10 protein-coding genes are annotated in these 12,219 nt (G+C 71.4%); 7 read left to right on the forward strand and 3 right to left on the reverse strand.

Features of this window, described 5'->3' with window-relative positions:
- Positions 1 to 32: 32 nt before the first annotated feature.
- A complete protein-coding gene (locus GTY84_RS05585; protein WP_161224976.1) occupies positions 33 to 1,241 on the reverse strand; it encodes an alpha/beta hydrolase in 1,209 nt (402 codons plus the stop codon).
- Between the two features lie 527 nt (positions 1,242 to 1,768).
- Positions 1,769 to 2,461, reverse strand: a complete 693-nt coding sequence (locus tag GTY84_RS05590) for a TetR family transcriptional regulator (protein ID WP_161224977.1) — start codon at positions 2,459 to 2,461, stop codon at positions 1,769 to 1,771.
- A 187-nt stretch (positions 2,462 to 2,648) separates the two neighbouring features.
- On the opposite strand from GTY84_RS05590, the gene GTY84_RS05595 reads away from it, so the two are divergent.
- Positions 2,649 to 4,265: an MFS transporter gene (locus GTY84_RS05595; RefSeq protein WP_161224978.1), complete on the forward strand. Its 1,617-nt coding sequence runs from the start codon at positions 2,649 to 2,651 to the stop codon at positions 4,263 to 4,265.
- Between the two features lie 63 nt (positions 4,266 to 4,328).
- Here GTY84_RS05595 and aceE read toward each other — a convergent pair whose 3' ends face one another.
- Positions 4,329 to 7,076, reverse strand: a complete 2,748-nt coding sequence (gene aceE, locus GTY84_RS05600; RefSeq protein ID WP_161224979.1) for a pyruvate dehydrogenase (acetyl-transferring), homodimeric type — start codon at positions 7,074 to 7,076, stop codon at positions 4,329 to 4,331.
- 377 nt (positions 7,077 to 7,453) lie between these two features.
- Here aceE and GTY84_RS05605 point away from each other — a divergent pair, with 377 nt between their 5' ends.
- The 6 genes from GTY84_RS05605 (at position 7,454) to GTY84_RS05630 (ending at position 12,171) form a co-directional block, all read left to right on the forward strand.
- Positions 7,454 to 7,891 carry a DUF3052 domain-containing protein gene (locus GTY84_RS05605; protein WP_265291374.1) on the forward strand — a complete coding sequence of 146 codons (438 nt, stop codon included), beginning with the start codon at positions 7,454 to 7,456 and terminating at the stop codon, positions 7,889 to 7,891.
- A 147-nt stretch (positions 7,892 to 8,038) separates the two neighbouring features.
- A complete protein-coding gene (locus GTY84_RS05610) occupies positions 8,039 to 8,497 on the forward strand; it encodes a peroxiredoxin (protein ID WP_161224981.1) in 459 nt (152 codons plus the stop codon).
- A 185-nt stretch (positions 8,498 to 8,682) separates the two neighbouring features.
- The gene (locus GTY84_RS05615) at positions 8,683 to 9,258 is read left to right on the forward strand and encodes a calcium homeostasis/redox stress adaptation protein (protein ID WP_161224982.1); all 576 of its coding nucleotides are present in this window, start codon (positions 8,683 to 8,685) and stop codon (positions 9,256 to 9,258) included.
- A gap of 131 nt (positions 9,259 to 9,389) precedes the next feature.
- Positions 9,390 to 9,965: a TerD family protein gene (locus GTY84_RS05620; protein WP_161224983.1), complete on the forward strand. Its 576-nt coding sequence runs from the start codon at positions 9,390 to 9,392 to the stop codon at positions 9,963 to 9,965.
- Positions 9,966 to 10,144: 179 nt separating this feature from the next.
- Complete coding sequence (locus GTY84_RS05625; RefSeq protein ID WP_161224984.1) at positions 10,145 to 11,284, forward strand: DUF475 domain-containing protein; 1,140 nt, start codon at positions 10,145 to 10,147, stop codon at positions 11,282 to 11,284.
- 155 nt (positions 11,285 to 11,439) lie between these two features.
- Positions 11,440 to 12,171 carry a Tellurium resistance gene (locus tag GTY84_RS05630; protein ID WP_161224985.1) on the forward strand — a complete coding sequence of 244 codons (732 nt, stop codon included), beginning with the start codon at positions 11,440 to 11,442 and terminating at the stop codon, positions 12,169 to 12,171.
- Positions 12,172 to 12,219: the final 48 nt, after the last annotated feature.

Raw genomic sequence — 12,219 nt, forward strand, 5'->3', positions numbered from 1 at the left:
ACGAAGCGGAGTTCCTGGTTTCTCTACGCGCGTCAGGAGCCCGTGGCCACGGGCAAACCCTCCCGGCAGATGCCGCTCCGGCGGGCGCAGTCGACCGAGCGGTAGGCGCCGACACCGATCGCGGCGAAGTTGCGGAGGCTGTCGGTGCCGGGCACGAAGTACCCGGCGTGCCCCCGGGCGTCACGGGCCGACAGCACCCGCGCGCCGAAGGCGGGGGAGACCGGGTCGGCGCCGTGCCCGAGCCCGCCGACCTCCAGGTTCGGCACGTCCTCGATCCAGTCGTCGGCGTCCCGCATGGCCCACACCCGGGCCGCGGTGCGCAGCCGGGCGGCGTTGTCGGCGCGCATCCCGGGGCTGCCGGCCACCGCTATGTCGGTGACCCTGCTGGGCGCCGTACGGGCGGCCAGACCGCAGACCACGGAGCCGTAGCTGTGGCAGAACAGGGCGACCGGACCGGTCCCGGGCAGCGCCCGCAGCAGGGCGTTGAGCCGTAGGGCGCCCCGCTCGGCGCGGGTCGCGGTGGCGGCCTCGATACCGAGTCCGGCGGGGGAGACGTAGTCGGCCCAGGCGATCACGGCGGTGCGGGTGGCGGGGCCCGCCGTACGCTCCGCCGCGTACAGCGACCTGGCCATGCCGACGGGGGCGGAGTGCGCCCGGTGGGTGCGCTGGAAGGTGAGCAGGCCGGTGTCGACGCCGGGGACGACGACGGAGACGCGGTCGGCGCGGTCGAGGTCGCCGAAGACCTCCGCGACCTTGCCGGCGCCGGCCGGGTCGAAGGCGAGGACGTTCCGGGAGGGGCTCAGCAGCGCGGTGTAGCGGTCGGCGCGGCGGCGGGCCTCCCGCTGTCCGGCGGGGGTGAGGCGCCGGTCGTGCGTGCGCTCCCGCTCCCCGGCGCGGGCCGCCTCCAGGGCGAACCGGTTGGCCCGGTAGCGGAGTTGGACGGGGGCGCCGTTCATGTTGCCGACGGCGAGGGGGAAGCGGTGGGCGAGGGCGAGGCGCTGCCCCTCGCCGAGGGAGGCGAAGAAGCGGGCGAGCCGGGCGGGGGCCGAGGCGGCGTCGGGCAGCCGCCGCCCGTCGATCCGGCCGTGCTGCCAGGCCGCGACGGAGGCTTCCAGGGCCGTCGTTCCCCGCTGGTTGCGCAGGGCCGTCCAGCCGGTGGTCGCCAGCATCACGAACACCACGGCCAGGGCGAGCAGGGTGCGCCAGACGTTCAGGTGCGGGGAGGTGTCGAAGGAAGTCACTGGGACGACACCCTAGGAGAGCGGCGGGGCCACGCGTGAGCCAAGTGACGCGGATCACGTTTCGTTTTCCTGTCAGAGGGTTAGGGCCTCTCGTTCGGATCATGCCGGGCTCGCGGGCCCGGGGGCGCGCACCACGGCCCGGCCCGGGGAAGGCACCCGACGCGTCCGGGTCCGGGCGGCGTCGCGGGCCGCGTCCGGGTCCGGGTGGCGTCGCGCGCCGTCGTCCGGACCCGGCGGAGTCGTGTGCCGCGCCCCTGCCCGTGGGAGGGGCGGCGACGGCGGCCGGTGCCGGGGGCCCGCTCGCCGCGGTCCGGCCCCGCGGAGCCGTGCGCGGCCCCCGGCCCGGGGGGAGCCCCGCGCACGGGCCCCGGCCCGGGGGAGCCCCGCGCACGGGCCCCGGCCCGGGGAACCCTGCGCCCCGCCCCTGCCTCTGCGCCCCGCCCCTGCCCCTGAGCCCCGCCCCTGCCCCTGCCCCCGGGCCCCGGCGCGGCCCCGGAACCGCCCGCCGCCCGTCACCCGCTGTCGGCTCAACGGCCCCCGGCGGCCGGGGAGGTGTGCCAGGCCCCGGTGAGCGCGGTCTCCACCCGGTCCAGGTGGGAGGTCGTGAGGTCGCGCAGTTCGGCCAGCCCGGCGTCGTCCCGTGCCGACCAGACCCGCTCGGCGGCCCGCAGCACCGCGCCGAAGACGGCCACCACCACCCGCGGCCGGGGGTCGGTGTCCGGGTCCAGGCCCTCGCGCGCGGCGATGATCCGCGCGATCTCCTCCTCCAGCTCGGTGGCGCGCCGCAGATGGGCGGCGAGGAGCGCGGGCGTGGACTCGACCGTCCGGTAGAAGCGCAGGTGCAGATCGAGCGGCACCACCTGGCCGACGGTCTCCTCTATGCCGTCCCAGCTCGCCGACAGGGCCCGGCGCAGGGTGTCCAGCGGCGCCTCCCCGGCCGGGCGGCGGCGCACGGACTCGACGAAGTGGGCCTCCGAGAGCCGCGCCGGGAAGAACGCGGCCTCCTCCTTGCTGGCGAAGTAGCGGAAGAAGGTGCGCTGGGAGACCTCGGCGGCCTCCACGATGTCGTCGACCGTCGTCTCCTCGTACCCGCGCTCGGTGAACAGCCCGAGCGCCGACCGCAGCAGCGCGTCCCGGGTGCGCAGCTTCTTGCGCTCGCGCAGTCCGGGCCGGGGGCCCTCGGGCGTGCGCCCGGCCGCCGGTGCCGTGTCGACCGTCATCAACGTCTCTCCTCCGCCGGCCGCGTCCCCGCCGCCGTAGTCGTCCGCCCCCCGCGACGGCCCCTCCCGCGTGGCCGGACCTCGCGGTGTCGGTACCTCGCAGTTCAGGCGATAGCGGGATGACATGTCAGTTACCGACTAGTGAACCCGTTTGTCAATTGTCAGTCGCTGTCATTAGCCTCCCCATATGACTAGTCAGACCACCATCGACAAGACGGGTCCGGAGGGCGACGCGCCCGGCCCGTCGGGGCCGGCCCGGTCCGCGGGGCTGCGCGGGCATCCGTGGGTCACCCTTGTCACCGTCGCTGTCGGGGTCATGATGGTGGCGCTGGACGGCACCATCGTCGCCATCGCCAACCCGGCCATCCAGGACGACCTGGACGCCAGCCTCGCGGACGTCCAGTGGATCACCAACTCCTACTTCCTCGCCCTCGCGGTCGCGCTGATCACCGCGGGCAAGCTCGGTGACCGCTTCGGCCACCGGCAGACCTTCCTGATCGGCGCGGCGGGCTTCGCCGTCGCCTCGGGGGCCATCGGGCTGTCGAGCAGCATCGTCATGGTCGTCGTCTTCCGTGTCTTCCAGGGCCTGTTCGGCGCTCTGCTGATGCCGGCCGCGCTCGGCCTGCTGCGGGCCACCTTCCCCGCCGAGAAACTGAACATGGCCATCGGCATCTGGGGCATGGTCATCGGCGCCTCCACCGCGGGCGGCCCGATCCTCGGCGGCGTGCTGGTCGAGCACGTCAACTGGCAGTCCGTGTTCTTCATCAACGTCCCGGTCGGCATCGTGGCGCTGGTGCTCGGCGTGCTGATCCTGCGGGACCACCGGGCCGAGAACGCGCCGCGCTCCTTCGACGTCCTGGGCATCCTGCTGCTGTCGGCGTCGATGTTCTGCCTCGTCTGGGCGCTCATCAAGGCACCCGGCTGGGGCTGGGGCGACGGCACCACCTGGCTGTTCATCGTGGTCTCGGTGATCGGCTTCGTCCTGTTCGCCCTCTGGGAGAACAAGGTCCGCGAGCCGCTGATCCCGCTGGCGCTGTTCCGCTCGGTGCCGCTGTCGGCGGGCGTCGTCCTGATGGTGCTGATGGCCATCGCCTTCATGGGCGGCCTGTTCTTCGTGACCTTCTACCTCCAGAACGTGCACGGTCTCAGCCCGGTCGACGCCGGTCTGCACCTGCTGCCGCTCACCGGCATGATGATCGTCGGCTCCCCGCTGGCCGGTGCCGCGATCACCAAGGTCGGCCCGCGCCTCCCGCTCGCCGCGGGCATGGTCTTCACCGCCCTCGCCATGTACGGGATCTCCACCCTGGAGACAGACACGGGCAGTGCCATGATGTCGCTCTGGTTCGCCCTGCTCGGCCTCGGCCTCGCACCGGTGATGGTCGGCGCCACCGAGGTCATCGTCGGCAACGCGCCGATCGAGCTGTCCGGCGTGGCGGGCGGCCTCCAGCAGGCGGCCATGCAGATCGGCGGCAGCCTCGGCACCGCCGTGCTGGGCGCCGTCATGGCCTCCAAGGTCGACCGCGACCTCGGCGGCAACTGGACCGCCGCGGGCCTGGCCGAACTGCCGCCGGACCAGCTCCACCAGGCGTCCGAGGCGGTCCGGGTCGGTGTCCCGCCGGTGCCCGAGGGCACTCCGCCGGAGATCGCCGCGAAGATCGCCGGGGTGGCGCACGAGACCTTCATCTCCGGCATGAGCCTGGCCTCGCTGGTCGCCTCCGGGGTCGCGGTCGTCGCGGTGCTGGTCGCCCTCCTGGCCAAGCGCGGTGTCAACGCCGAGGCCGGTTCCGGCGTCGGCCACATCTGAGCGACGGCGGCCGGTCCTCCCGTCGCGGGGGGACCGGCCGCCGCGCTGCGCGGGGTGGTGCGGTCAGGCGTCGCCGCCCGCCGCCCCCGGGGCGGCCGCCTTCACATCGAGCAGCCCGTAGCGGTCCACCGCCTGCTTGAGCACCGACCGGTCGACCTTCCCCTCGCGCGCCAGCTCCGTCAGCACGGCCACCACGATCGACTCCGCGTCGATGTGGAAGAACCGCCGCGCCGCGCCCCGGGTGTCCGCGAAGCCCCAGCCGTCGGCGCCCAGCGACTGGTACGTCCCCGGCACCCACCGGGCGATCTGGTCCGGCACCGACCGCATCCAGTCGGACACCGCCACGAACGGCCCCCGGGCTCCGGCCAGTTTCCGCGTCACGTACGGCACCCGCTGCTCCTCCTCGGGGTGCAGCAGGTTGTGCTCCTCGCAGGCCACCGCCTCGCGCCGCAGCTCGTTCCAGGAGGTCGCGGACCAGACGTCGGCGCGCACGTCCCACTCCTCGGCGAGGACGCGCTGCGCCTCCACCGCCCAGGGCACCGCCACGCCGGACGCCATGATCTGCGCCGGCAGCGAGCCCGAGGTGCCCTCGCTGAAGCGGTGGATCCCCTGCAGGATGCCCTCCACGTCCACGTCCTCCGGCTCGGCGGGGTGCCGGATCGGCTCGTTGTAGACGGTGAGGTAGTAGAAGACGTCCTCGCCGTGCGGGTGCTCCTCGTCGCCGCCGTACATCCGGCGCAGGCCGTCCTCGACGATGTGCGCGATCTCGAAGCCGAACGCCGGGTCGTACGCCACGCACGCCGGGTTGGTGGAGGCGAGGAGCTGCGAGTGGCCGTCGGCGTGCTGGAGGCCCTCGCCGGTCAGGGTGGTGCGCCCGGCGGTGGCGCCCAGCACGAAGCCGCGGGCGAGCTGGTCGCCCATCTGCCAGAACTGGTCGCCGGTGCGCTGGAAGCCGAACATCGAGTAGAAGACGTAGACCGGGATCAGCGGTTCGCCGTGGGTGGCGTAGGCCGATCCGGCCGCGATCAGGGAGGCGGTGCAGCCGGCCTCCGAGATGCCGTCGTGGAGCATCTGCCCGGTCGGCGCCTCCTTGTAGGCGAGCAGCAGGTCCCGGTCCACCGACTCGTACTGCTGGCCCAGCGGGTTGTAGATCTTCGCACTCGGGAAGAAGGAGTCCATGCCGAACGTGCGGTACTCGTCCGGCGCGATCAGCACGAACCGCCTGCCCAGCTCCTTGTCCCGCATGAGGTCCTTCAGCAGCCGCACGAAGGCCATCGTGGTCGCGATGGACTGCTGGCCCGACCCCTTCTTCACGGTCGCGTAGGTCGCCTCGCCGGGCAGGGCGAGCGGCTTCGACCGCACCAGCCGGGTCGGCACGTAGCCGCCGCAGCTCTTGCGGCGGTCGTGCATGTACTGCATCTCCTCCGTGTCCCGGCCCGGGTGGTAGTACGGCGGGGCGCCGGACTCCAGCTCCCGGTCGGAGATCGGCAGGTGCAGCCGGTCGCGGAAGCGCTTGAGGTCGTCGACCGTCAGCTTCTTCATCTGGTGCGTGGCGTTGCGGCCCTCGAAGTTCGGCCCCAGCGTCCAGCCCTTGACCGTCTTGGCGAGGATCACCGTCGGCTGGCCCCGGTGCTCCTTGGCCGCCTTGAACGCCGCGTAGATCTTGCGGTGGTCGTGCCCGCCGCGCCCCAGGTGCAGGATCTGGTCGTCGGTCATGTGCTCGACCATGGCGCGCAGCCGGTGGTCGTCGCCGAAGAAGTGGTCGCGGATGTAGGCGCCGGACTCGGTCGCGTAGGTCTGGAACTGGCCGTCCGGCGTGGTGTTCATCCGGTTGACCAGCACACCGTCCCGGTCCTGGGCGAGCAGCGGGTCCCAGGAGCGGTCCCAGACCAGCTTGATCACGTTCCATCCGGCGCCGCGGAAGACCGACTCCAGCTCCTGGATGATCTTGCCGTTGCCGCGCACCGGGCCGTCCAGCCGCTGGAGGTTGCAGTTGACCACGAAGGTCAGGTTGTCCAGGCCCTCGCGGGCGGCGATGGTGAGCTGGCCCAGCGACTCGGGCTCGTCCATCTCGCCGTCGCCGAGGAACGCCCAGACATGGGACCGGGAGGTGTCCGCGATGCCCCGCGCCTCCAGGTAGCGGTTCATCCGCGCCTGGTAGATCGCGCCGATCGGGCCGAGCCCCATCGACACCGTCGGGAACTCCCAGAAGTCCGGCATCGAACGCGGGTGCGGGTAGGAGGACAGCGCGTGGGGCGCCTTGGACTTCTCCTGCCGGAAGCCGTCCAGGTGCTCCTCGGTCAGCCGGTCCAGCAGGAACGCGCGGGCGTAGATGCCCGGCGAGGCATGCCCCTGGAAGAAGACCTGGTCGCCGCCGTCGCCGCCGTCCTTGCCCCGGAAGAAGTGGTTGAAGCCCACGTCGTACAGGGAGGCGGAGGAGGCGAAGGTCGCGATGTGGCCGCCGACGCCGATGCCGGGGCGCTGCGCCCGCGAGACCATCACCGCCGCGTTCCACCGGGTCGCGTTGAGGATCCTGCGCTCGATCTCCTCGTTGCCGGGGAAGAACGGCTCGTCCTTGGTCGCGATCGTGTTGACGTAGTCGGTGCTGCGCATCTCGGGCACGGCCACGCGCCTGGCGCGGGCGCGCTCGATCAGCCGCAGCATCAGATAGCGGGCGCGCTCGCGCCCGCGCTCGTCGACGGCGGCGTCGAGCGAGTCGAGCCACTCCTGGGTTTCCTCGGGGTCGAAGTCCGGAACCTGACTCGGGAGGCCGCCGATGATGATCGGACTGCCGTCGGATGCGGAAGCCACGCTGTTCCTTCGCTGTCGGAGGGCCACGGACGCCGGATGAGGGCGCCGTTTCCCCATCGTGTACCTCATGGGGGCGGACGTCATCTGTACCGTGGGGTAACCGGTCCCCGTCGGGGGCCGGGGCCGTGTTCATCCGGGTCTCGTACCCACGCAGGGTTCCCAAATGCGCAAACGGGGCAGATAGGTGTGGTGCACGTCACCTGCGGGCGGAACGGCGGTGCGGGAGTTGCGGCGACACGGCCGGGATCGTCACCGTTTCGGCGGTCCCGGAGGCCGGGTACTTGCGCGATCCGTCCCGCCCGTGTGGACTACGGCCAAGCCGTGCGCACGCGCGCGGCTCAAGAGACATTCACCGAGACATGATCAGGAGGCAACCCGTGAGCGCGACCGCGGACCACGCGGAGGAGCGGACGAGCCCTGCCGCCAGGCTGGGGTTCCAGCCCGGACAGGTGGTCCAGGAGATCGGCTACGACGACGACGTCGACCAGGAGCTCCGCGAGGCCATCGAAGGTGCCGTCGAGGGCGAACTGGTGGACGAGGACTACGAGGACGTGGCCGACGCCGTCGTGCTGTGGTTCCGTGACGACGACGGCGACCTGACGGATGCGCTGGTGGATGCCACCACGTACATCGAGGAGGGCGGGTCGATCCTGCTCCTCACGCCGAAGACCGGCCGTCCGGGATACGTCGAGGCCAGCGACATCTCGGAGGCCTCGACGACGGCGGGGCTGACGGCGTCCAAGAGCGTCAGCGTCGGCAAGGACTGGAGCGGCAGCCGACTGGCGACGCCCAAGGCCGCCAAGTCCAAGCGGTAGCCGCCGGGCTCCGCAGCATCCGGACCCGGGCGGGCCGGCCACGGTCGGCCCGCCCGCGGTCCGGGCAGATCCCTGCGTAGGGTGGTTCCTGCGAATCACCCCACGGGTGTTCGAGCGAATCACCCCACGAAGGGACGGACAGGACCCATGGCGATCCAGGTCGGCGACAAGGCCCCCGACTTCGAGCTCAAGGACAACCACGGCGCCACCGTGAGGCTGTCCGACTTCCGCGGCCAGAAGAACGTCGTGCTGCTCTTCTACCCGTTCGCCTTCACCGGCGTCTGCACGGGCGAGCTGTGCGAGGTCCGCGACAACCTGCCGCAGTTCTCCGACCGCGGGACCCAGGTGCTGGCCGTCTCCAACGACTCCATCCACACCCTGCGCGTCTTCGCCGAGCAGGAGGGCCTGGAGTACCCGCTGCTCTCCGACTTCTGGCCGCACGGGGACGTCTCGCGCGCCTACGGCGTCTTCGACGAGGACAAGGGCTGCGCCGTCCGGGGCACCTTCATCATCGACCGCGAAGGGGTCGTCCGCTGGACCGTCGTCAACGGCCTGCCGGACGCCCGTGACCTGAACGAGTACGTGAAGGCCCTCGACTCCCTGTGACCCCGCCGCGCCCCGGGGCGCGGCACGGGTGGCCGGAGTCCGCGGTCCGTCCCCGCACGGGGACGCGCGGGGAGGGAACCCGTCACTAGGATCGGATCGTTGATCCGGTATCCACGCACGACACGCAACGCACGACATCCAACGCACCACGGGGCGATCCGCCCCTGGACACCAAGGGAGGACTCGTGGGAGTCAGCCTCAGCAAGGGCGGCAACGTTTCGCTGACCAAGGAGGCCCCCGGCCTCACCGCGGTCATCGTCGGACTGGGGTGGGACGTCCGCACCACGACCGGCACCGACTTCGACCTGGACGCCAGCGCGCTGCTGCTGAACAGCACCGGCAAGGTCGCCAGCGACGGCAACTTCGTGTTCTTCAACAACCTGAAGAGCCCGGACGGCTCCGTCGAGCACACCGGCGACAACCTCACCGGTGAGGGCGAGGGCGACGACGAGCTGATCAAGATCAACCTGGCCACCGTGCCGGCCGACGTCGAGAAGGTCGTCTTCCCGGTGTCGATCTACGACGCCGAGAACCGCCAGCAGTCCTTCGGCCAGGTGCGCAACGCCTACATCCGCGTCGTCAACCAGGCGGGCGGGGCCGAGATCGCCCGCTACGACCTGTCCGAGGACGCCTCCACGGAGACGGCCATGGTCTTCGGCGAGCTGTACCGGCACGGGGCGGAGTGGAAGTTCCGCGCCATCGGCCAGGGCTACGCCTCGGGTCTGCGCGGCATCGCGCAGGACTTCGGTGTGAACGTCTGACACTCCGGGCGGCCGGGTCCGGCCGCCCGTCAGGGGCGACCGGGCCCCGGGCGTCCGGCGCCGCACCCCCGCCGTGCGGCGCCGGACGCGCACCACCACACGAGCACCATCCCCGGGGAGGGACCAAGAGCATGGGCGTCACGCTTGCCAAGGGCGGAAACGTCTCCCTGTCCAAGGCCGCACCGAACCTCACACAGGTGCTGGTCGGACTCGGCTGGGACGCGCGTTCCACCACCGGCGCACCCTTCGACCTGGACGCCAGCGCGCTGGTGTGCAGCGGCGGACGGGTGCTCGGCGACGAGTGGTTCGTCTTCTACAACCAGCTCACGAGCCCCGACGGCTCCATCGAGCACACCGGCGACAACCTCACCGGCGAGGGCGAGGGCGACGACGAGTCGCTGCTGGTCGACCTCTCCCGGGTGCCCGCCCACTGCGACAAGATCGTCTTCCCGGTCTCCATCCACATGGCCGACGAGCGCGGCCAGACCTTCGGCCAGGTCGGCAACGCCTTCATCCGCGTGGTCAACCAGGCCGACGGCCAGGAACTGGCCCGCTACGACCTCAGCGAGGACGCCTCCACCGAGACCGCGATGATCTTCGGTGAGCTGTACCGCTACCAGGGCGAGTGGAAGTTCCGCGCGGTCGGCCAGGGCTACGCCTCGGGTCTGCGCGGCATCGCCCTCGACTTCGGCGTCAACGTCTCGTGACGCCCCCGCCGGCGGGGGCGGGCGGGGTCCGCCCCGTCCCGCCGGGCGGGCCTCCTGTGTCCCGGGTGCCGACTCCCTCGTGGTACCGCCGCAGCGGCAGGCCCTAGACTCACGGGTCAACGGCGAGTAAAGCCGGACACGGCGCGGGGGAGACCCGTACACACACGATGGGGTAGCCAGTGCTCTTGAAAACCTTCGGCTGGTCGTTCGCGGTGACCGCGCTCGGCCTGGTCGCGGCGATCTTCTACGGGGGGTGGACCGCCTTCGGCGTCGTCGCGATCCTCTCCGTGCTGGAGATTTCGCTGTCCTTCGACAACGCGGTGGTCAACGCCGGAATCCTGAAGAAGATGAACGCCTTCTGGCAGAAGATCTTCCTCACCATCGGTGTGCTGATCGCCGTCTTCGGCATGCGCCTGGTCTTCCCGGTCGTCATCGTCGCCGTCAGCGCCCAGCTCGGTCCGATCGAGGCCGTCGACCTCGCCCTGACCGACAAGGACCGCTACCAGGAACTGGTCACCGACGCCCACCCGTCGATCGCCGCGTTCGGTGGCATGTTCCTGCTGATGATCTTCCTCGACTTCATCTTCGAGGACCGCGAGATCAAGTGGCTCCGGTGGCTGGAGCGCCCGCTCGCCAAGCTCGGCAAGATCGACATGCTGTCGGTCTGCGTCGCCCTGATCGTGCTGCTCGTCTCCGCGATGACCTTCGCGGCCAACGCCCACCAGCACGGCGGCACCCACGCCGACAAGGCGGAGACGGTCCTGATCTCCGGCGTCGCGGGACTGATCACCTACATGATCGTCGGCGGTCTCTCCGGCTACTTCGAGGACAAGCTCGAAGAGGAGGAGGAGGCCGAGCACGAGGCCGAGGAGGCCGCCGCGCGCAGCGGCAGGCCCAGGTCCGCGATCGCCCTCGCTGGCAAGGCCGCGTTCTTCATGTTCCTCTACCTGGAGGTCCTGGACGCGTCCTTCTCCTTCGACGGGGTCATCGGCGCCTTCGCCATCACCAACGACATCGTCCTGATGGCCCTCGGCCTCGGCATCGGCGCCATGTACGTCCGGTCCCTGACCGTCTACCTGGTCCGCCAGGGCACCCTCGACGACTACGTCTACCTGGAGCACGGCGCCCACTACGCGATCGGTGCCCTCGCCGTCCTCCTCCTGGTCACCATCCAGTACCAGATCAACGAGATCATCACCGGCCTCATCGGCGTGGTCCTGATCGGCTGGTCCTTCTGGTCCTCGGTGCGCCGCAACCGGGCGCTCGCCGCGGCCGGAGGCGCCGAGGGGGAACAGGACAAGCAACCCTCCACGGTGTGACACCCTGACGGAGGACCCGGCGCCCGGTGCGCCCCCGGTGCACCCACCGGAGGTGTGAGGGCGGCCGGGGTGAGGAACGCTCTGTGCGGGGCGGCCCGGAGGGAGAAGTCCCCGGGGCCGCCCCGTCGGCGGTGACGGCGAGGGTGGGGGCGGACATGGGCTTACTGGACGGACTGTGGCGCGGGCGCGAGAGCGTCTTCGATCCGGGCAACGCGGCGACCAACTCCATCCAGCTCACCGGACGGCAGAACCGGGTCTCGCTGACCAAGCAGGACGCGGCCAGCGGCCACCTCCGGGTCAACCTGACCTGGCGGATGCGGACCTCGGACCTCATGGGCCCGCAGCGCGAGAGCCTGCTGCGCCACCCGCTGCGGGCGCTCAAGCCCCCCGAAGTCGTCGGCCACAGCCAGAGCATGGTCAACGTCGACCTCGACCTGGGCTGCCTCTACGAACTCCAGGACGGCACCAAGGGCGTCGTCCAGCCGCTCGGCGACTACCTCGGCGACGTCAACGCGCCGCCGTACGTCAAGCTCAGCGGCGACGACCGGTTCGGCTCGGGCTCCGGCGAGACGATGTACGTCAACCTCGACCACCGGGACGCCATCAAGCGTCTGCTGGTCTTCGTGTACATCTACGACCAGACCCCGGCCTTCGACCGGACACACGCCGTCGTCACGCTCTACCCGAGCAACGGCCCGAGCATCGAGATCGCCCTCGACGAGCGCCAGCCGCAGGCCCGCTCCTGCGCCGTGATGATGATCGAGAACGTCAAGGACGAGATCATGGTCCGCCGCGAGGTGAAGTACGTCTACGGCTTCCAGGGCGAGCTGGACCGGCTCTACGGCTGGGGGCTCCAGTGGGGGCGGGGTTACAAGACCAAGGTGTAGCCCGGGGGCGCGCGCCGGGCGCACGGGCGGGGGCGTGCGCCGGGCGCA

Source organism: Streptomyces sp. SID8352 (assembly GCF_009862265.1).
GTDB lineage: Bacteria > Actinomycetota > Actinomycetes > Streptomycetales > Streptomycetaceae > Streptomyces.

Excerpts from the sequence above, each read along its gene's own strand:
- GTY84_RS05590 (WP_161224977.1), bottom strand. The coding sequence starts at position 2,461 with ATGACGGTCGACACGGCACCGGCGGCCGGGCGCACGCCCGAGGGCCCC.
- GTY84_RS05595 (WP_161224978.1), top strand. The coding sequence starts at position 2,649 with ATGACTAGTCAGACCACCATCGACAAGACGGGTCCGGAGGGCGACGCG.
- GTY84_RS05610 (WP_161224981.1), top strand. The coding sequence starts at position 8,039 with ATGGCGATCCAGGTCGGCGACAAGGCCCCCGACTTCGAGCTCAAGGAC.
- GTY84_RS05620 (WP_161224983.1), top strand. The coding sequence starts at position 9,390 with ATGGGCGTCACGCTTGCCAAGGGCGGAAACGTCTCCCTGTCCAAGGCC.
- GTY84_RS05630 (WP_161224985.1), top strand. The coding sequence starts at position 11,440 with ATGGGCTTACTGGACGGACTGTGGCGCGGGCGCGAGAGCGTCTTCGAT.